The sequence below is a fragment of the Bradyrhizobium sp. AUGA SZCCT0222 genome (genome assembly GCF_018130205.1).
In the GTDB taxonomy this organism is placed as follows: Bacteria; Pseudomonadota; Alphaproteobacteria; order Rhizobiales; family Xanthobacteraceae; genus Bradyrhizobium.
Window position 1 is genome coordinate 1 of sequence record NZ_JAFCLX010000039.1, and the last position, 18575, is coordinate 18575.

18 protein-coding genes are annotated in these 18575 nt (G+C 63.1%); 11 read left to right on the top strand and 7 right to left on the bottom strand.

Annotated features, from left to right (window positions below):
* Positions 1-138: 138 nt before the first annotated feature.
* Positions 139-1020, bottom strand: a complete 882-nt coding sequence (locus tag JQ629_RS27295; RefSeq protein ID WP_212415258.1) for a LysR family transcriptional regulator — start codon at positions 1018-1020, stop codon at positions 139-141.
* A 105-nt stretch (positions 1021-1125) separates the two neighbouring features.
* Here JQ629_RS27295 and JQ629_RS27300 point away from each other — a divergent pair, with 105 nt between their 5' ends.
* Together JQ629_RS27300 and JQ629_RS27305 are read left to right on the top strand one after the other, a co-directional pair.
* Entirely contained in the window at positions 1126-2109 is a 984-nt protein-coding gene (locus JQ629_RS27300; protein WP_212415259.1) for an NAD(P)H-dependent flavin oxidoreductase, read from the top strand.
* Positions 2110-2135: 26 nt separating this feature from the next.
* Complete coding sequence (locus tag JQ629_RS27305) at positions 2136-3209, top strand: NAD(P)H-dependent flavin oxidoreductase (protein WP_212415260.1); 1074 nt, start codon at positions 2136-2138, stop codon at positions 3207-3209.
* 27 nt (positions 3210-3236) lie between these two features.
* Here the strand turns inward: JQ629_RS27305 and JQ629_RS27310 are convergent, their stop codons facing one another.
* The gene (locus JQ629_RS27310; RefSeq protein WP_212415261.1) at positions 3237-3404 is read right to left on the bottom strand and encodes a hypothetical protein; all 168 of its coding nucleotides are present in this window, start codon (positions 3402-3404) and stop codon (positions 3237-3239) included.
* 399 nt (positions 3405-3803) lie between these two features.
* Here JQ629_RS27310 and gatC point away from each other — a divergent pair, with 399 nt between their 5' ends.
* From gatC to JQ629_RS27340, 6 genes are all read left to right on the top strand, one after another.
* Positions 3804-4091: an Asp-tRNA(Asn)/Glu-tRNA(Gln) amidotransferase subunit GatC gene (gene gatC, locus JQ629_RS27315; RefSeq protein ID WP_212388218.1), complete on the top strand. Its 288-nt coding sequence runs from the start codon at positions 3804-3806 to the stop codon at positions 4089-4091.
* 77 nt (positions 4092-4168) lie between these two features.
* Positions 4169-4381, top strand: a complete 213-nt coding sequence (locus tag JQ629_RS27320; RefSeq protein WP_212388221.1) for a hypothetical protein — start codon at positions 4169-4171, stop codon at positions 4379-4381.
* Entirely contained in the window at positions 4378-5853 is a 1476-nt protein-coding gene (gene gatA / locus JQ629_RS27325; protein WP_212415262.1) for an Asp-tRNA(Asn)/Glu-tRNA(Gln) amidotransferase subunit GatA, read from the top strand. Before JQ629_RS27320 ends, gatA begins: the two co-directional genes overlap by 4 nt.
* Positions 5854-5855: 2 nt before the next feature.
* The gene (locus JQ629_RS27330; protein WP_249135304.1) at positions 5856-6149 is read left to right on the top strand and encodes a hypothetical protein; all 294 of its coding nucleotides are present in this window, start codon (positions 5856-5858) and stop codon (positions 6147-6149) included.
* Entirely contained in the window at positions 6146-7630 is a 1485-nt protein-coding gene (gatB, locus tag JQ629_RS27335; RefSeq protein WP_212415263.1) for an Asp-tRNA(Asn)/Glu-tRNA(Gln) amidotransferase subunit GatB, read from the top strand. Before JQ629_RS27330 ends, gatB begins: the two co-directional genes overlap by 4 nt.
* Before the next feature lie 1479 nt (positions 7631-9109).
* Entirely contained in the window at positions 9110-9373 is a 264-nt protein-coding gene (locus tag JQ629_RS27340) for a hypothetical protein (RefSeq protein ID WP_212266315.1), read from the top strand.
* A gap of 65 nt (positions 9374-9438) precedes the next feature.
* Here JQ629_RS27340 and JQ629_RS27345 read toward each other — a convergent pair whose 3' ends face one another.
* From JQ629_RS27345 to JQ629_RS27355, 3 genes are all read right to left on the bottom strand, one after another.
* A complete protein-coding gene (locus tag JQ629_RS27345) occupies positions 9439-10671 on the bottom strand; it encodes an HlyD family secretion protein (protein ID WP_212415264.1) in 1233 nt (410 codons plus the stop codon).
* The gene (locus JQ629_RS27350) at positions 10664-11107 is read right to left on the bottom strand and encodes a hypothetical protein (protein ID WP_212415265.1); all 444 of its coding nucleotides are present in this window, start codon (positions 11105-11107) and stop codon (positions 10664-10666) included. The genes JQ629_RS27345 and JQ629_RS27350 overlap by 8 nt, the downstream gene beginning before the upstream one ends.
* 950 nt (positions 11108-12057) lie before the next feature.
* The gene (locus JQ629_RS27355; protein WP_349631329.1) at positions 12058-12960 is read right to left on the bottom strand and encodes an alpha/beta hydrolase family protein; all 903 of its coding nucleotides are present in this window, start codon (positions 12958-12960) and stop codon (positions 12058-12060) included.
* 221 nt (positions 12961-13181) lie between these two features.
* Between JQ629_RS27355 and JQ629_RS27360 the strand changes: the two genes are divergently transcribed.
* Genes JQ629_RS27360 through JQ629_RS27370 form a run of 3 tightly spaced genes read left to right on the top strand, consistent with a single transcriptional unit; the run spans position 13182 to position 16721 of the window.
* Positions 13182-14570 (top strand): class II 3-deoxy-7-phosphoheptulonate synthase, encoded by a 1389-nt coding sequence (locus JQ629_RS27360; protein WP_192740448.1) that lies wholly within the window; start codon positions 13182-13184, stop codon positions 14568-14570.
* Position 14571: 1 nt separating this feature from the next.
* A complete protein-coding gene (locus JQ629_RS27365) occupies positions 14572-14925 on the top strand; it encodes a diacylglycerol kinase (protein ID WP_212207353.1) in 354 nt (117 codons plus the stop codon).
* A 44-nt stretch (positions 14926-14969) separates the two neighbouring features.
* Entirely contained in the window at positions 14970-16721 is a 1752-nt protein-coding gene (locus JQ629_RS27370; RefSeq protein WP_212415267.1) for an NAD+ synthase, read from the top strand.
* On the opposite strand, the gene JQ629_RS27375 is transcribed toward JQ629_RS27370, so the two are convergent.
* Both JQ629_RS27375 and JQ629_RS27380 read right to left on the bottom strand, forming a co-directional pair.
* The gene (locus JQ629_RS27375; RefSeq protein WP_212415268.1) at positions 16722-17924 is read right to left on the bottom strand and encodes a DUF2865 domain-containing protein; all 1203 of its coding nucleotides are present in this window, start codon (positions 17922-17924) and stop codon (positions 16722-16724) included.
* Between the two features lie 168 nt (positions 17925-18092).
* Positions 18093-18401, bottom strand: a complete 309-nt coding sequence (locus tag JQ629_RS27380) for a hypothetical protein (protein ID WP_212415269.1) — start codon at positions 18399-18401, stop codon at positions 18093-18095.
* Positions 18402-18575 lie beyond the last annotated feature (174 nt).

Here is an 18575-nt window from a genome sequence, read left to right on the forward strand (position 1 = left end):
CTCAATCGAACGCTTCTGCGCTTACAACTCGCCTGCGAAGGTCTAAAATGCCCCGAACTTTTGGTTCAGGACACTAGAGCCCCGTTCCGATTCCATCGGAACGGAAAAGGCTCTAACGTTTTGCATCGTGCTGCAACGTCAGGCGGCAATGACCTCGCCGTTATTGTTCAGGCAGGTGGTGAAGCCTTGCAGCGCGCTATATTGGTGCGCGCTGCGGCGCTGGATGAAAAGGGTGTCGACATCGGACTGAGCGGCCTTCAGCTTGTGGATCTTGACGGTCTCGTTTCGCCCGACGACCGCGCGCGGCAATAGCGTCACGCCCATGTCGGCGGCGACGCAGCCGATCATGCCGTCGAGCGTGCCCAGTTCGAACCGCGCCGACGACGGCCAGCCGAATTCCGAGAACACCTGTTCGAGCCGCTGCCGGTAGCTGCAGCCGGTGCGGAATACCAGCGCGGTAGGTCCGGATTCCGGCGTACCCGCGCGCAAGGCCGCAAGGCTGGTCCAGCGCCGCGCCGTCACCAGCACCAACTCTTCGGTGAAGGCGATTGTGGAATGGAGTTCAGCGTGGTCGATCGGACCCGCCACAAAGGCGCCGTCGAGCGATCCGTCAAGCACGGCCGCGACCAGGTCTGCGGTCGGCGCGGTGCGCAGGCTCAAGCGCACGGCCGGAAAGCGGCGGTGAAATTCGGCAAGCAAGGGAGGCAGCCGCACCGCGGCGGTGGTTTCCATCGAGCCGATCGACAACGGCCCCTTCGGCTCACCGTCGTCGCGCGCGGCCAGCACGGCTTCGCGCGACAACGCCGCCATCCGCTGCGCATAGGGGAGCAAGCGGCGGCCGGCGCCGGTCAATGTCATGCCGCGGCTATGCCGCTCGAACAGTGCGGTGCCGATCTCGGTCTCCAGCGCTTTGACGCGCTGGGTGACGTTGGACTGCACGGTGTTGAGTTCGTCCGCGGCGCGGGTGATGCCGCCGAGGCGCGCCACCGTCGAAAACGTCACGAGATCGCTCAATTCCATGGACCGGTCTCCGTTTCATTATAACGATGGCAGCGTTCTATAGTATTCATTTTATGAGAATGGTACGTCGGCTTATCGTGTCTGTCCAGATAGAAGGGTTTGGACATGTCGATCAGCACGCCATTGACGGCTCTCCTGGGCATCACGCATCCGGTCCTGTCGGCGCCAATGGACGTGATCGCCGGCGCACGACTGACGGCGGCAGTCAGCGCCGCCGGTGGTTTTGGCATTTTGGGTGGTGGCTATGGCGATAAGGCCTGGCTGGAGCAGGAGACCGCCAAGCTCAGAGGCGTATCCGCTCCCTTTGGCATCGGCTTCATCACCTGGAGTCTCGCCAAACGGCCGGAGCTGATGGACATCGCGCTCGCGGCACGGCCGCGCGCCATCATGCTCTCGTTCGGCGATCCAAAACCCTTTGCGACCAAGATCAAATCCAGCGGCGCGCTGCTGATCTGCCAGGTGCAGGACGAGGGCATGGCGCTGATGGCACTCGACGCCGGTGCCGATCTGCTGATTGCGCAAGGCAGCGAGGCCGGCGGACACGGTGCCTCCCGCACCACCATCGACATCGTGCCGGCGATTGTCGATCTCGTGGCGGGCCGGGTGCCGGTTGCGGCGGCGGGCGGCATCGGTGACGGCCGCGGGCTGGCGGCAATGATGATGCTGGGAGCGTCTGGCGTGCTGCTCGGCACGCGCTTTTACGCCAGCCAGGAATGCGACGGCGCCGATGAAGCCAAAAAGCGCATCTGTAACGCGACCAGCGGCAGCAGCATCAGGAGCATCATCTTCGATATCTCCCGTAACAACGTCTGGCCGGCGCCGTTCAACGGCCGCTGCCTGATCAATGATCACGCGCGCCGCTGGATCGGGCGCGAGGTCGAACTGATGCAAAATGTCACCGCTGTCGCGGCCGAATATGCCGCCGCGAGAGCCGCCGGAAATTACGACGTCGCTGCTGTGATCGCCGGTGAGGCCGTCGGCCTGATCCATGACATTCCGCCGGCGGCTGTGATCGTTGACAGGATCGCCACGGAGGCCGACCAGATACTGGCTGGACGGCGCAACTCTTCCGCAGCATCAAGAACCTGATTCCACTCATTCAAGCGAGCAGACCCATGTGGCCAGACCGCCGACTTCTCGATCTCTTCAAGACCGAATTTCCGATCGTGCTGGCGCCGATGGCCGGCGTGATGGACCAGGAGCTGGTGATCGCGGCGGCTCAGGGTGGCGCGCTGGGTTCGCTGCCATGCGCGATGATCACGGCGGAGAAGGCGCGCGAACAGATCAGCATCGTGCGCCAGCGTGTCTCCGCGCCGATCAACTTGAACTTTTTCTGCCATACGCCGGTCGCAGCCGATCCCGCGCGCGAGGCCGGATGGAAGGCGCGGCTCGCTCCCTATTACAAGGAGTTGGACCTCGATCCCGCGGCGCCGGTCGCAGCTGCCAATCGCGCGCCGTTCGACGAGGCGATGTGCGCGCTGGTCGAGGAGATGAAGCCGCAAGTGGTCAGCTTCCATTTCGGCCTGCCGGATCAGGCTTTGGTGAGGCGCGTCAAGGCGGCGGGCGCCATCGTGATGTCGTCAGCCACGATCGTGAAAGAGGCGATATGGCTCGAGGAGCACGGCGCCGACGTCATCATCGCGCAAGGCGCCGAAGCCGGCGGCCATCGCGGCATGTTCCTGACCGAGAACATCGCCCAGCAGCCGGGCACCTTCGCGCTGGTGCCGCAGGTCGTCGACGCCGTGAAGGTGCCTGTCATCGCGGCCGGCGGCATTGCCGACGGGCGCGGGATCGCGGCGGCCTTTGCGCTCGGAGCTGCGGGCGTGCAGATCGGCACGGCCTATCTGCGCTGCCCGGAATCGACGGTCTCCACGCCGGCGCGGGTAGCGCTTGCCCAGGCGAGTGATGATGCCACCGTGATCACCAACGTCATGACGGGACGGCCCGCGCGCGGCGTCGCCAACCGCGTGATGCGCGAGGTCGGACCGATTTCGCCGGATGCGCCTGATTTTCCGCACGCCACGACCGCACTCGGTTCGCTGAAGGCGGCCGCCGAAAAGCTCGGCAAGGTCGATTTCACCAATCTCTGGGCCGGGCAGGCGGTGCGGATGGGCCGCGAGATGCCGGCCGCAGAACTGACGCGGGCGCTGGCGGGCGCGGCGTTGGCGAGGCTGGGTTCGCTGGCTTAGCGTCCGGCGGCTGCCGGGGTCATTGTGCTAATGCGCCGGCTCGTCGCGTTTGACGACGTCCAGGTGCTCGACGGCGAGCGATCGATAATGCGCGGCCATCTCTTTGTAATGACGTTGCGAGATGGGATCGGCGGCGCTTTCTGCGCGCCGCTCGAACATCTCGGCTTTTTCCTGAAGGTCTTTCGCTTTGGACATGGCGTTGCCTCACGTTCGTCAGGCTAGACACGCCAGATATAAGATCGCGACGCCAAGCACGCCACCGATCGACCACAGAGCAGGATCCCAACTTTCCGTTACACTGTCGTGTTCCGTTGTCCACATCGCACGGCCTCCAAGGTGATGGCCGAGTACACGCCGCGACTGTTTCAAAACGACTGCGTCAGCCCGCTAAATTGGTTTCGTCGGCGGCTTTTCCCTGTCGAAACCCCGGACTCCCGGCGCGGGCCGCAACGGCGGCGCTTTGATGCGGCCTTTGAGCCCCGTTTGGCGGTATTTTGGCCCCAAAATGCCGGCGGGGCGGTTCCCCGTGGTTGCGGCGCAAAACCGGGCTCTGCTATACGGCGGGTGCGATCCCCCGATTGAGGCCTTATATTAATGTCCGTTGATGCCGCTACCGTTCGCCGCATCGCGCATCTTGCGCGAATTGCGGTCGCCGAGGCCGAAGTTCCCCATCTGCAGGGCGAACTGAACGCCATGCTGGCGTTCGTGGAGCAGCTTTCGGAGGTGAACGTCGACGGCGTCGAGCCAATGACCTCGGTGACCCCGATGGAAATGAAGAAACGTCCTGACGTGATCAATGACGGCGAGATCGCCGACGATGTCGTCAGAAACGCGCCCGACACCGTGAACCATTTCTTTCTGGTGCCGAAGGTCGTCGAGTAACATCGTGTTTTCGAGCGAAGTGGATACCGGTTCGCGTGAAGAAAACGCGTCAAACAAAAGAGTCTTAGAGATCCGCGATGTGCATGCTCTGCGACGATGAAAAGGCTTATGCGGCCTACATGAACTATCTCGACGCGATGGAGCGGCAGGGCAAGGTCGCCGATCCCGACAAGGCGATGGACGCCGTGCTCGACGCGCTCGAGGCGTCCGAGCTGACGCGGCCCAAGCAAGACGACCCCGCGAGCGACAAGACCCTTTCTCCATTCTTCTGCAGCCCGATCAATAAATGACCGATTTGATTTCGATGACGATCGCCGAGGCCAGGAATGGCCTCGCGAACAAGTCTTTCACCTCGCTTGAACTGACCGACGCGCACCTAGCCGCGATAGAGGCGGCGCGCGCGCTCAATGCGTTCGTGCTGGAAACGCCGGACAAGGCCCGAGCCATGGCGCGCGCGATCGACGCCAAGATCGCCAAAGGCGAGGGCGGTCCGTTGGCCGGCATCCCGCTCGGGATCAAGGACCTGTTCGCGACCAAGGACGTACGCACCACGGCGTGCTCAAAGATCCTCGGCAATTTCGTGCCGCCCTATGAGTCGACAGTCACTTCGCAGCTCTGGCGCGACGGCGCCGTGATGCTGGGCAAGCTCAACAACGATGAATTCGCGATGGGCTCCTCGAATGAGACCTCGTGCTTCGGCCCGGTGGTCAATCCGTGGCGGCGCGAAGGCTCCAACACCACGCTGGTGCCGGGCGGCTCGTCGGGCGGCTCGGCTTCCGCGGTGGCCGCACTGCTTTGCATGGGCGCGACCGCGACCGATACCGGCGGTTCGATCCGCCAGCCGGCGGCGTTCACCGCCACCGTCGGCGTCAAGCCGACCTACGGCCGCTGCTCGCGCTGGGGCATCGTCGCCTTTGCCTCCTCGCTCGATCAGGCAGGGCCCATTGCGCGCACCGTGCGCGACAGCGCGATCCTGATGCGCTCGATGGCCGGTCACGATCCCAAGGACACGACCTCCGTCGATCGCGCGGTGCCGGACTACGAGGCCGCGATCGGAAAATCGGTCAAAGGCATGAAGATCGGTATTCCCAGGGAATACCGCCTCGACGGCATGCCGGCCGAAGTCGAAAAGCTCTGGACCGAAGGCGCGGCCTGGCTGAAGGCGGCCGGCGCGGAGCTCGTCGAGATATCGCTGCCGCACACCAAATACGCGCTGCCGGCCTATTACATCGTGGCGCCTGCCGAGGCTTCGTCTAACCTGGCGCGCTACGACGGCGTGCGCTATGGCCTGCGCGTGCCCGGCGGCTCCATCGGCGAAATGTACGAGAACACCCGCGCCGAAGGTTTTGGCGACGAAGTGCGCCGCCGCGTCATGATCGGCACCTATGTGCTCTCCGCCGGCTATTACGACGCCTATTATTTGCGAGCGCAAAAAGTACGTACCCTGATCAAGAAGGATTTTGAGGACTGCTTCGCCAAAGGCGTCAACGCAATCCTGACGCCGGCGACGCCGTCGGCGGCCTTCGGCATCGGGGAAAAGGGCGGCGCCGATCCCGTGGAAATGTATCTCAACGACATCTTCACGGTGACCGTGAACATGGCGGGACTGCCGGGCATCGCCGTTCCCGCCGGCAAGGATACGCAGGGGTTGCCGCTCGGCCTGCAACTGATCGGCCGGCCTTTCGACGAAGAGACGCTGTTCTCGCTCGGCGAAGTGGTGGAGCAGGCGGCCGGGCGCTTCACGCCCGAGCGCTGGTGGTAGCGATGGGCGACTTCCGCGCCAGCCTGTCGGGGACGTCCCCGACACCTAGCCCGGAACCGCCGCTGGCGGCATTGTGGTGGGCAGCCAAGGGCCAATGGGACGAGGCGCACAAGATCGTCCAGGACGAAAACACGCGCGACGCCGCCTGGGTGCATGCCTATCTGCATCGCGTCGAGGGTGATCTCGGCAATGCCGGCTATTGGTACCGGCAGGCGGGCCAGCCTGTGGCCAAGGATTCTCTGGAAGCCGAATGGGAGCGGATCGTGTCCGCGCTGCTCGGGAGTGGAAAAGCATGAACGCGACAGTCAAACCGGCCAAACTGATCAAGGGCGTCACCGGCGATTGGGAAATGGTGATCGGGTTGGAGGTCCATGCCCAGGTCACCTCGCAGTCAAAACTGTTCTCGGGCGCTTCGACCGAGTTCGGCGGCGAGCCGAACACCCATGTCTCGCTGGTGGATGCCGCGATGCCGGGCATGCTGCCTGTCATCAACGAGGAATGCGTTCGTCAGGCAGTTCGCACCGGCCTTGGGCTAAACGCGCAGATCAATCTGCGCTCGGTGTTCGACCGCAAGAACTATTTCTATCCGGATTCGCCGCAGGGCTACCAGATCAGCCAGTACAAGTCGCCGATCGTGGGCGAGGGCGTGGTCGAGGTCGAACTTGACGGCGGCCACAGCGTCTCGATCGGGATCGAGCGTCTGCACCTGGAGCAGGACGCCGGCAAATCGCTGCACGACCAGAGCCCGACCATGTCCTATGTCGACCTCAACCGCTGCGGCGTGGCGCTGATGGAGATTGTCTCGAAACCGGACATCCGCGATGCCGAGCAGGCCAAGGCCTATGTGACCAAACTGCGTTCGATCCTGCGCTATCTCGGCACCTGCGACGGCGACATGGAGAAGGGCTCGCTTCGCGCGGACGTCAACGTCTCCGTGCGCAAGCCCGGGGGGCCGCTCGGCACCCGCTGCGAGATCAAGAACATGAACTCGATCAACTTCATCGGCCAGGCGATCGAGTATGAGGCGCGGCGCCAGATCGAAATCATCGAGGATGGCGGCGTCATCGATCAGGAGACCCGGCTGTACGATCCGGGCAAGGGCGAGACGCGCTCGATGCGCTCCAAGGAGGAGGCGCACGACTACCGTTACTTCCCCGATCCCGACCTGCTGCCGCTCGAGTTCAGCGAAGCCTATGTCGCCGGCCTGAAGGCCGAGCTGCCGGAATTGCCGGACCAGAAGAAGGCCCGCTTCATCGAAGGTTTCGGACTGTCGCCCTACGACGCCAGCGTGCTGGTGGCCGAGCGCGAGAGCGCGGACTTCTATGAAGCCGTGCTGGCCGGGCTCACCGACAAGGCGCGCGACGGCAAGCTTGCCGCCAACTGGGTGATCAACGAGTTGTTCGGGCGTCTCAACAAGGAAGGCCGTGATATTGCGGGCTCACCGGTGTCGGCGGCGCAACTCGCGGCGATCGTCGACCTGATCGGCGAGGGCACGATCTCCGGAAAGATCGCAAAGGACCTGTTCGAGATCGTCTGGCAGGAAGGTGGCGACCCTCGCGCGCTCGTCGAGACGCGCGGCATGAAGCAGGTCACGGACTTGAGCGCGATCGAGAAGGTGGTCGACGACATCATCGCCGCCAACCCGGACAAGGTCGCGCAGGCGAAAGCCAAGCCGCAACTCGCCGGCTGGTTCGTCGGCCAGGTGATGAAGTCGTCCGGCGGCAAGGCCAATCCGCAAGCCGTCAACGATCTCTTGAAGGCGAAGCTCGGCATCTGAAGCGTCCCGTAACGGGACGCTTTTCGCGGTAGCTGACGTTGCGATCGACGCGCGCAAGCGTGCATCGATCGCGCATCGCGGATCAAAAATCATCGTCACGACGGACAACGGGCCTTGCGAATCGGTCGCAGCGATTCGTCCAAAAATTCGGTTCTGGCGAGCGCCGATGAGACGTGGAGGCTGTATCCACGAAAATATTTTCATTGCCAAAATTTGCGACTCAGAGTCCGCGCAAGCGGCTTTTGGGCGGTCTCGATGAGTCGCGATAACGTCGTTTGCGCACTAATCATCACATGCGTGAATCACGAAAACATCTGAAAAACTAGTGTTTCCTTCAATATTGACAAACGCCGATGCCGATCGTTGCTGCACTTTTTGCGTCGTTGCGCGGGCATGTTGCGATGTCGTCGAGGGGCGCTTTGCGCGCGCTCCCAGATTGCTGCGTCAACACTTCCTTAAGCGGGACGCTGTTTTTTTGAACGTGTTGGTGTATTCGGGATGTAGTGCACATCGATTCCCGAGTGCACGCAGCGAACTAAGCCATCTCACTTACATTAGGAGGGCAACATGGCCAAGAAAGCTAAGAAGGCAAAGAAGGCGAAGAGCGCAGTGAAGAAGACTGCGAAGAAGACCCGCAAGGTCGCCAAGAAGAAGAAGTAACTTCGTCTTGAAAAAATTGCCGGCGGCTTGATGCCGGCACGTCACACGAGCCATCAGACGGTTTGCTTCTAAGCAAACATAACTCCGATGGCTCTGGTCGACGAAAGAGGGTGTCGGCGAGACATCAGGTCAAACGGCTGGATCGACTTTCGGGAGAGTTCGCTTTCCCAAAACCGGTCCGGCAGAAGAAACAGGTTTTCTTCGTTCGGTGCGGAATCTTTGCTCCGCAATTTCACTGGGCCCAAAGCCCGACTGAAATCTGGTCCTGACGTGTTCGCCGACGCCCTCGTTCCCCGGAACGTCTCCTGTTCCCCGGAACGTCTTGCGTTCCGATCGCCGCGCCCTTGGTGCCCGGCATTCCATCTTTCCAAATCCTTTGGGTTCCTGTCCTGACCGCCGACGGCCTGCGCCGGGCGGTCGCAGATCGCGCCCGCGCGCCGCCGCGCATCGGTCAGGCGCACACCCCGTCGCTCCATTGCGGGAACTTTTGCAATACCAGGTCTTCCGTTCGCGCCGATGACGACGCGCGCGAGATGCGAGACGTCGCAATGGTTATCGTTGTGCGAAGCGGCAGGGTAAACCGGTCTTCACGAATCCGCACTTGTTGCTGCGGCACAGGGACTTCTGCGATTCCTCACCGGCGCCGGGGCGCTTCGCGTTTACACCCCGTTCATCGCGATATTTAAACTGCCCTTCAAATTTGATGGGCCATGATCATCCCAACAAGCCGGCAAACGGCGTGGGGCATAACGGGACGTTAGACAGTGGACAGGGGCCGCGCTCGGGGGAGGGCGGCAACAATAAAAAGGGGAGACTACGATGTTTCAGGGACAATTCGATCTGGAGACGGCGACACCGGTGGAAACCGCGATCCCCGACCTGCTGTTCGAGCGCGGCCTGTACTGGGCGAGCGGCCGTTCCGGCGTCGTCAACCTGGTCGCCGCCCATAAATGGTTCAATCTCGCCGCCCTGAAGGGCCGCACTGACGCAATCTCGATGCGCCGAGAAGTCGCCGAGATGATGTCGGATGTCGAGATCGCTACGGCGCAGCGCGAAGCCCGCGCCTGGATGACCTCGCACTAAGCCGGCGGGCCGCCTGGAGTGCCTGGTGTCAGTTAACCCGACACCGGGAGCATCCGGACAAACCCTCAGTGCCCGCTCAGCACCAGCGTCTTGATGGGCAGCAGCAGGGCCTGAATCCGCAACAGAATCGCATGCACGAGGCCGGTGGCGTCAACGACGTGCAACGCGAAGCTCTTGAACGCGCTGAGCTTGCCTGACGCGATCCGTTCGTGATTGCTGGTATAGGCGTTGGCAATGCAAGAGCTGCCGGGCGTCACGCCTTCCAGCCCGCCCTTGTAGATCGGCTCCATGAAAACGAGAATGGTGCCAGGACGCACGGTGCTCTGCGCCTCGATCAGCTGTTCGCCGCCCCTGAACTGGCCGGCCGCGATGTAGTCCTGCACATTGGTCACCACCATCGGAATGATCGTCCACGGCTTGGAGATGCAGGTGGCCTCGGCCACCATTCCGACTTTCATGACCTGAGCCTCGATCTGCCCAAACCCTGCCGACAGAGCAATCCGTCCCGCGCCCTCCGGAATCAGGACGCCGGCCGTCCGTATCATTGGATTGACGATATCGCCCGGCCTCAGCCCGAACTGCTCGACCCGCCCGTCGACACCGGCGCGAACAAAGGTTTTGTCCAGATCGACCTGCGCTTCGGCCAGCGCCGCCTCTGCGCTCGCCTTCTCGGCGGGAAGGAGGGCGGTGACGCGGACCGCCGCGGATTGCTTTGAAGCGGTCGCGGCGTCGAGGGAGCCCTGGCGGCCTGCAACGGCCACACCGAGCTTTTCGATGTCGCGCTGCGGCACAATTCCGGGATTGCGTCGCTGCAGTTCGCTTTTGGTGTCGAGTTCGTCCTGCGCCTGCTGCAACGCGCCCTTTGCCTCCTGAAGCTGGCCTTCCGCCTTCATGACATCGGCCTGTGCCGCCAGCATGGCGGCATCGACTTCGGCGATCTTGCGTTTGGCCGTCAGCAGCGCGGCCTCCTGCTTGGCGCTGTCGAGCCTGAAAATCACGTCACCTTGCTTGACGGGCGCACTGAGTTCGATGTGGACCTCCGCGACCCGGCCGGTTACTTCGGACATGATCGGGACCGTCCGGTAGTACAACGTCGCCGAAGTGGTCGACGGATGATAGTAGAAGATCATCGTGATCAGCGCGACGGTGAGCATCAGGCAGCCGATGATGCCAAATCGCAGTTCGAACCAGACCGAATAGAGCGTGATTTCTTGGCCGAAGCGCTTTCCCTGCCGGTAGCGGCGATAGAGATAGTCCGGCAAGATCGTCACGAGCGAGCAGAGGAGGATCTCAAGCATGACTCCGTACCTCGCTCTTGGGGGCGGGGCTGTTCACGCCGGCCGCGTGGGCCGTAGCTTCAGCAGGCGGCTCGGCCGGTTCGACTTCAGCCGGAACGCCGGCCAGCTTTTCGACCGACCCGGCAATCCTGCGTAGCGGCGTGATGAAGTCCGGCAAGTCGATCATCGCGAGGAACAGGCCGATCACCCAGAACAAATGGTTGTGCGTAAAAAGTGCCAGTAGACCGAGCACAGCAACGATCTCGAATTGCAGCTTGTGAGTTCGGTGCGCCATCCGCTCCGGCAGCGTGTGCAGGTGCAGATAGAGATTGCCGACCCCGACGACGGCGCCGATCAGGAAGATGCCCATAACGATCATCAAAACATCGGTGTCGCCCGGTGCGGTGATGAAGCCTGGCAGGTGATGCGGTGCGGCAGGATGAAGGGCTTCACTCACGCAATCCTCCACGTCGAAAAGGAGGCCGAATAGCCAGCAATGCGCGAACGAAGGCATGGACAGCCGCCCGGCTAGGCGCTGCCATCTTTTACGTAAAGCGGGACCTTGGCAAGCGCGCAGCGTGTCGCTTCGGATGAGCGTTTCAGCTCTGATTTTTCTTCCGCAACGCGAAATTCGTCGCTCAATTCCGATGGTCAGGCCCGAGCGAAGCGGATCCGCGGACACGCTGACTACCCAGCTGCGAACTGCGTCGCCGCGCGCGCAACAGCGATCTGTTTGCGAAGGGTGCGACAAAACAACCCGACGGGCAAATCAGTTCTGTTTTACAGAAATCATGTCAAGCCCCGAAATAAAAAATATTTCTGTTTACCAGAATGAAAATCAGGTGCATATATTCGCCCATCCCGTCCTACTCAGAAGGGCGTCGGCCGTCGTCACGGACGTTGGGCGGGTTGCGGTGGACGCTTGTTTGCGCTGAGACGACGGCGTGGACGAGCGTACGGCAAAACCGTGTGGTCCTGGCGCCCGTTGCAGGCGTCAAGCTGTCGGAGAAGCGCAAGCGGAAACGGCAGCGACGGAGTCAACCAAGAACTCGTCTCCGGGGAGATCACGGCATAAGCCGTAAAGCCATTGCGCAGGGAAGGCCGGGTGTTCTCCGCTGCCCTGTATGCTCGTGTGCAGCCTACCTAGTGCAAACCGCACACGGGACCGCGGGTGCAGCGCGCACCCGGTCTTCCCTGCGCCCTCTTATTGAGAGGGCGAGGAAGTTCTGGCAAAGCTCGGGCGCAACGCGTCGCGAGAATAATTTTCGTCGTCCCGGCGAAGGCCGGGACCCATACGCCGCGGCCTATCGGTGAGAACGCTGACGTTAGATGCCTTCTATAACAATGCGCGTCACGCGGTATGGGTTCCGGCCTTCGCCAGGACGACGAGTGGGACGACATCAACAACTACTGCGCCGCCTCGATCCATTCCGCCGCCCCACGCCACAACGTGTCGCGATGCTCAGGGCGGAAGAAACCAAAATGGCCGATCCGGCTGGCGCCGGTGTCCTTTGGCGTCACCGTGATGATCTCGGGCTTGATCGACGTAAATCCCGAGCACAGCAACTCCACCGCCGGCCGCGTCGCCCAAGGATCGTCAGACATGCTCAGCGCGCGCAACGCGCCTTTGTAGTTCGGAAAATTTTGCAAGGCTGCCAGATTCTTGTCGTCGAACATGTAGCGCGGGCTCATCACCCAGGAGACCCATTGCAGGAATACATCCTTCGGCATGTCCATGCCGAGCCCGAGCCAGCCTGGCGTGTAGCCGAACGCGCGGGTGAGGGGGACCGCGGCATTGAGCATCGCATAGACGCGATAGCGCTCGGGCACCGCGATCAGTTTCCAGGTGCCGGCTTGGGCTGCGATAAACAGCGCGCGCGAGACCTCGGTGTTGTTCGGCAGCAAGCCCAAAGCCTGGCCGCCAAAGGAATGCCCGACATAGGCAAACGGCAGCGCCTTGTAGCGCTCGCGCATCCAGGCCACCGCGGAGGTCACGTCCTGCGCCGCCCAGTCCGACATCGAGGCCTTGAAGCCGACCAGCGATTTCGGCTGGTTGTAGCCGGTCATCGACTTCTGCCGCGAGTCGCCGGTGCCGCGGTAGTCATAGGTCAGCACCGCGCAGCCGCGTCTGGCGAGGTAGCCGGCAAAGCCGCGATAGACCTTGCGGTGGACCGCGGTCGCCGAATTGATCAGCACGGCGTGGCGCTTGGTCCCGCGCGGCAAGAACAGCGTAGCTCCCAGCGCGTAGCCATCCGCCGCGGGAAGCGTGATATCGTCGATGAATACGTCGTCCAGCCCCAGCTCGGCCACCCGCGATTTCCTTCCTCGCTTTTCGCGATTTGGCCCTAACAAATGCGAATTCGGCTTTTGCTGCAAGGGCTTGACGGGGAGACCCGCAAGGCTTGACGGGGACACCCGCAAGGGCTTGACGGGGCAGGTGGAAATCTCATGGCGGTTGGCCATCGCCCTGTGTATAACCCGGCCCTTCGTAACCGCGGGTAAGTCGCGGTTTTTGCTCAGGAGTTAACGTCATGTCCGAGCGGTGGACACCCGATAGCTGGCGCGCCAAACCGGTGCTGCAGGTGCCCGATTATCCCGATGCCAAGGTATTGGCTGATGTCGAGGCGCAGTTGGCTACGTTTCCGCCGCTGGTGTTCGCCGGCGAGGCCCGCAATCTGAAGAAATCGCTCGCGCGCGTCGCCGCCGGCGAAGCCTTCCTGTTGCAGGGCGGCGATTGCGCCGAGAGCTTTGCCGAGCACGGCGCCAACAACATCCGCGACTTCTTCCGCGTGCTGCTGCAGATGGCCGTCGTTCTCACCTATGCCGGCGCGCTGCCGGTCGTGAAGGTCGGCCGCATCGCCGGGCAATTCGCAAAACCGCGCTCGTCGAACACCGAGAAGATCAATGGCGTCGAGCTGCCGAGCTATCGCGGCGACATCATCAACGACATCGCGTTCACGCCCGAGGCGCGCATCCCCGATCCGCAGCGCCAGCTGATGGCCTATCGGCAGTCGGCGGCGACGCTCAACCTGCTCCGTGCGTTCGCGACCGGCGGCTTTGCCAATCTCGGCAGCGTGCATCAGTGGATGCTGGGCTTCCTGAAGGATTCGCCGCAGTCACGCCGCTACAAGGAACTGGCCGATCGTATTTCGGACGCGCTGAATTTCATGCGCGCCTGCGGCCTCGATCTCGAAAGCCACCCCGAGCTTCGCGCCACCGATTTCTACACCAGCCACGAGGCGCTGCTGCTGGGCTACGAGCAGGCCTTCACCCGCGTCGATTCCACCACCGGCGACTGGTACGCGACCTCGGGCCACTTCATCTGGATCGGCGACCGCACCCGCCAGCTCGACCACGGCCATGTCGAATATTTCCGCGGCATCAAGAACCCGATCGGCCTCAAATGCGGCCCGTCGCTCAAGCCCGATGAACTCCTGAAGCTGATCGACATCCTCAATCCCGACAACGAGCCGGGCCGGCTCACGCTGATCAACCGCTTTGGCTCCGACAAGGTCGGCGATCATCTGGCGCCCTTGATCCGCGCGGTGCAGCGGGAAGGCCGCGTCGTGGTCTGGTCGTGCGATCCGATGCACGGCAACACCATCAGCTCCAATTCAGGCTACAAGACCCGCCCGTTCGACCGGATATTGTCGGAAGTGAAGTCGTTCTTCGCCATCCATCAGGCGGAAGGCACCCATGCCGGCGGCATTCATCTTGAAATGACCGGGCAGGACGTCACCGAGTGCATCGGCGGCGCCCGCGCCATCACCGACGAGGATCTCAACGACCGCTATCACACGGTCTGCGATCCCCGTCTGAACGCCGAACAATCGATCGACATGGCCTTTCTGATCGCCGAACTGCTCAAGCAGGAACGCGCAGGCAAGGTCAAACCGATACCGGCTGCAGCGGGTTTCTGACTTGCTGCGACTCTGGCGCGCCACGATCAATACGCGTAACGGCCTCGCTTTTGCGATCCGCTCGGAGCAGGCCGTCCGCGAGGAACTGTTTGCGCTGGCGCTGTCGGTGCCGCTGGCCTGGCTGGTCGGCGCCAGCGTGATGCGCCGGGTGGAACTGGTCGCGGCGGTGGCCTTCGTCCTCGTCGTCGAGATCCTCAACACCGCGATCGAAAAGCTCGCCGACCGGCTCACCACCGACCATGATCCGCAGATCGGGCGGGTCAAGGACATGGGCTCGGCCGCGGTCGGCGTGGCGCTGCTGATGTCCGGCGCGTTCTGGCTGTTTGCCATCGCCGAACGCATAGGCGCGTTCTAAAGGCGGCGATTGAAGTTTCGGCGTGTGCAAGGCACCATTGGCGTATGAGCGAACCGAAATTCACAATTACACTGGCGCAGTTGAACCCGACCGTGGGCGATGTCCCGGGCAACGCCGCGAAAGCGCGCGCCGCGCGTGAGCAGGCGAAAGCCGACGGCGCCGATCTGCTGGTGCTTCCGGAATTGTTCATCACCGGCTATCCGCCGGAAGACCTGGTGCTGAAACCGGCGTTCCAGGCGGCCTGCCGCGCGGCGGTCGAGGAGCTGGCGCGCGAGACCGCAGGCGGCGGGCCGGCTGTCCTGATCGGCACACCCTGGGTCGAGGACGGCAAGCTCTATAATGCCTGCGCGCTGCTCGACGATGGCCGCATCACGGCTCTGCGGTTCAAAGCCAATTTGCCGAACTACGGCGTGTTCGACGAAAAACGCCTGTTCGCACGCGGGCCCGCCGCGGGGCCGGTGACGGTGAAGGGAGTCCGGGTCGGGGTCCCCATCTGCGAGGACATCTGGCTCGAGGAGTCCGAGGAATATGAAAACGTCGTCGAGTGTCTCGCCGAGACGGGCGCGGAAATTCTGGTGGTGCCCAACGGCTCGCCATATGCGCGCGACAAGAACGATCTGCGGCTCTCGATCGCGGTGGCCCGTGTCACCGAAAGCGGTTTGCCGCTGGTGTATCTGAACCAGATCGGCGGGCAGGATGAACTGGTGTTCGACGGCGCATCGTTCGCGCTCAACGCCGATCTGTCCGTCGCGACGCAAATGCCGGCGTTCGAGGAGAACATTACGACGCTGGTCTGGACCAAGGGCGCTGACGGCTGGCACTGCAAGGGACCGGTGGTGCCGCTGATCGAAGGCGACAAGGGCGATTACGCGGCGTGCGTGCTCGGCCTGCGCGACTATGTCCGCAAGAACGGCTTTCCCGGCGTGCTGCTCGGCGTCTCCGGCGGCATCGACTCGGCGCTGTGTGCGGCGATCGCGGTCGATGCGCTCGGTGCGGAGCGTGTCCGCGGCGTGATGCTGCCGTTTCGGTTCACCGCGCAGGTCTCACTCGACGATGCGGCAAAACTCGCGACGGCATTGGGCTTCCGCTACGAGGTGCTGCCGATCGCCGACGCCGTGAACGGGTTCGAGAAGATTCTGTCCGGCACCTTCGCCGGCCTGCCGCGCGACATCACCGAGGAAAACCTGCAGGCGCGCACCCGCGGCACGCTGCTGATGGCGATTTCGAACAAGACCGGCGCGATGGTGGTCACCACCGGCAACAAATCGGAAATGTCGGTCGGCTACGCCACGCTCTATGGCGACATGAACGGCGGCTTCAATCCGATCAAGGATATCTACAAGACCGAAGTGTTCCGCCTGTCGAGCCTGCGCAATGAATGGAAGCCGGAAGGCGCGCTGGGCCCGTCGGGCGAGGTCATTCCGGTCAACATCATCGTCCGCCCGCCCACTGCGGAATTGCGCGAGAACCAGACCGACCAGGACTCGCTGCCGCCCTACGAGATACTCGACGGCATCCTGGAACGGCTGGTCGAACGCGAGGAGCCGCTGGCTTCCATCATCGCGGCGGGTTTCCCGGCCGATGTGGTGACGCGGATCGACCGGCTGCTCAACATCGCCGAATACAAGCGTCGTCAGGCGGCGCCGGGCGTCAAGGTCACGGAAAAGAATTTCGGCCGCGACCGCCGCTATCCCATCACCAACCGCTTTCGCGACGACGGCAAGGCGCTGCCGGCGCCTGACGAGAAACTGGTCGCACGCGCGGGGCGCGCCTCGGCTGATGTGTTCGACGGCTAATTACTGTTTCGGCGGGATGAAGGTCGGCCCGACGGTGCGGATCGGCTTCTTCTCGTCCGTCGCGCCGGTTGACTCGGCGGCAGGCGCCGGAGTTGCAGGAGCGGGCGCGGCGGCCGTCGTGCCTGCCGGTGCCGTGCCTTTCTTGGCGACGGGGGCCGTCTTCTGCTGCGGCATCGCGCGCTGCTGCATCCTCTTGGCGCTCTCTTCGGTGACGATGATGTCGCCCTGCTGTTCGGCGGCGGCTTTCTCGTCGATCGATTTCAGCGCATCCGACCATGTCTGGCCCGCGGCCTTGCAGGCGCAGGACGGATTGAACTCGGTGCGGAATTTGAAGGCATTGGGCAGCGACGAGTAGGGCTGGCCGCTGACCGAGACCGCCTGGTTGATGTCCTCGCCGGGATTACGAAAGGTGAACAGCGATGCTTCCGTTGCCGGGCACAGCGCCTTGCAGGTCTTCTCATCGTCCTGGAAGCGCGCCTGGTAGGTGGCGAACGAGACCGGGAAATAGGCGCCGTCGCAGGTGCGCACGCACACCGTGCGGAACGTGCCGGACGGCGCACCAAGATCGGCGCTCGGCGGAGGGATGGTGTTGTTGCCGAACAGATTGTCGATGAAGCTGCCCCCGCTGCGCGCGGCAGCGGCGTATTGCGGGCCGCAATTGTTCTGCGCGAGCGCCGTCAGCACCGAACGGCGCTGGTTTTCGCGGTCGGCGCCGCCGATGCCGCCTGAGCGCAACCGCTCGAGGCTGGTCGTCATCTGCTCGAGATTGCCGCGCATCTGCTGGATCTGGTTATTGACCGGCGCGCACTGCGCCGACTGGCCGTTGAACAGCGAGAAGAAGCCGGAGCTTTCGCAGCCCATCCGCTTCGCTTGCATCGTGACGCGGTCAAGCTCGGCCTGCTGTTTGGTTGCCGCATCCTGATAGCGGCGGATTTGTTCTTCCTTGGCGGGATCGCCGCCGCTGGCACCGCGGTCGACGGCCGCCAATTGTCCTTCAAGCCGGATGCAGATCGGATTGGCTTGCGCGCCCTGCTGCTGCGGAGGCGGCGCTGCTCCGGGGGGCATTTGTGCGAGCGCGTCCATGTTGGATTGTGCGGGATCGGCTTGTGCGAGCGCAGCCGAATTCGTCGCGGCGATGCCAGCAAGCAGCACGGCGCAGGTCAAAATCCAACGGGAGAAGGGAGCAGTTAGCGTCAGGGGCATATCCAGCCATCAGAAACGAATCCACGCGGCTTTATAGCCGAAAAGGCGCGGCCAAGGCGGCATGGTGCGGCCAAGGCCGCATCCCATAGCCGCTTCTCGGGGCAGCGTCACGTCGTTTCCGCGGCGCCGGTGTGGCAATGCGGCAACGGCCCGCCGCGGCGATCCGGCTCAGCGTTGGCAGGTAATGGCGACGTATTCGTCGCAGCCGCTGCCACTACATTTGTCGTTTCCGCCCCTCGGAACCGATCCGGTGATTTCATCGGGATCGACGCGGCGGTAGGCGGAGGCGGAAGCAAATTCGCGTGATTGGCAGTAGGAGCGGGCGGCATGGGCGCCGCATTTGTCGCCCTTGGCGAGGCATTGGTCGATGCCATAGCCATCGGCCTGGTTGGCAATGATGAAAACGCGGCTGTCGGCATAAGCGGACGGGGCCGCGAGCAGAAATGCGCTGGCAATGAATGCTGATGAAAATCGCATGGGGCACCCAATAAGGGAAAGGGATCACCCCTCTCAGATAAGCCCAAAGTCTTAACAATGATTAACCATGAGCCGGCTGCCGGGCGTCTAGTGGCGAATTTGGCTCAAAAACGGCCGCAGGCGGGCCTTGACGGCATCCCCCGGGCTGGGACATGGTGGAACCATGAACGGTTT

Excerpts from the sequence above, each read along its gene's own strand:
- JQ629_RS27345 (WP_212415264.1), bottom strand. The coding sequence starts at position 10,671 with ATGCTTGAGATCCTCCTCTGCTCGCTCGTGACGATCTTGCCGGACTAT.
- JQ629_RS27375 (WP_212415268.1), bottom strand. The coding sequence starts at position 17,924 with ATGCCCCTGACGCTAACTGCTCCCTTCTCCCGTTGGATTTTGACCTGC.
- JQ629_RS27340 (WP_212266315.1), top strand. The coding sequence starts at position 9,110 with ATGTTTCAGGGACAATTCGATCTGGAGACGGCGACACCGGTGGAAACC.
- gatC (WP_212388218.1), top strand. The coding sequence starts at position 3,804 with ATGTCCGTTGATGCCGCTACCGTTCGCCGCATCGCGCATCTTGCGCGA.
- JQ629_RS27320 (WP_212388221.1), top strand. The coding sequence starts at position 4,169 with ATGTGCATGCTCTGCGACGATGAAAAGGCTTATGCGGCCTACATGAAC.
- JQ629_RS27300 (WP_212415259.1), top strand. The coding sequence starts at position 1,126 with ATGTCGATCAGCACGCCATTGACGGCTCTCCTGGGCATCACGCATCCG.
- JQ629_RS27330 (WP_249135304.1), top strand. The coding sequence starts at position 5,856 with ATGGGCGACTTCCGCGCCAGCCTGTCGGGGACGTCCCCGACACCTAGC.
- JQ629_RS27305 (WP_212415260.1), top strand. The coding sequence starts at position 2,136 with ATGTGGCCAGACCGCCGACTTCTCGATCTCTTCAAGACCGAATTTCCG.
- gatA (WP_212415262.1), top strand. The coding sequence starts at position 4,378 with ATGACCGATTTGATTTCGATGACGATCGCCGAGGCCAGGAATGGCCTC.
- JQ629_RS27295 (WP_212415258.1), bottom strand. The coding sequence starts at position 1,020 with ATGGAATTGAGCGATCTCGTGACGTTTTCGACGGTGGCGCGCCTCGGC.
- JQ629_RS27360 (WP_192740448.1), top strand. The coding sequence starts at position 13,182 with ATGTCCGAGCGGTGGACACCCGATAGCTGGCGCGCCAAACCGGTGCTG.
- gatB (WP_212415263.1), top strand. The coding sequence starts at position 6,146 with ATGAACGCGACAGTCAAACCGGCCAAACTGATCAAGGGCGTCACCGGC.
- JQ629_RS27380 (WP_212415269.1), bottom strand. The coding sequence starts at position 18,401 with ATGCGATTTTCATCAGCATTCATTGCCAGCGCATTTCTGCTCGCGGCC.
- JQ629_RS27310 (WP_212415261.1), bottom strand. The coding sequence starts at position 3,404 with ATGTCCAAAGCGAAAGACCTTCAGGAAAAAGCCGAGATGTTCGAGCGG.
- JQ629_RS27370 (WP_212415267.1), top strand. The coding sequence starts at position 14,970 with ATGAGCGAACCGAAATTCACAATTACACTGGCGCAGTTGAACCCGACC.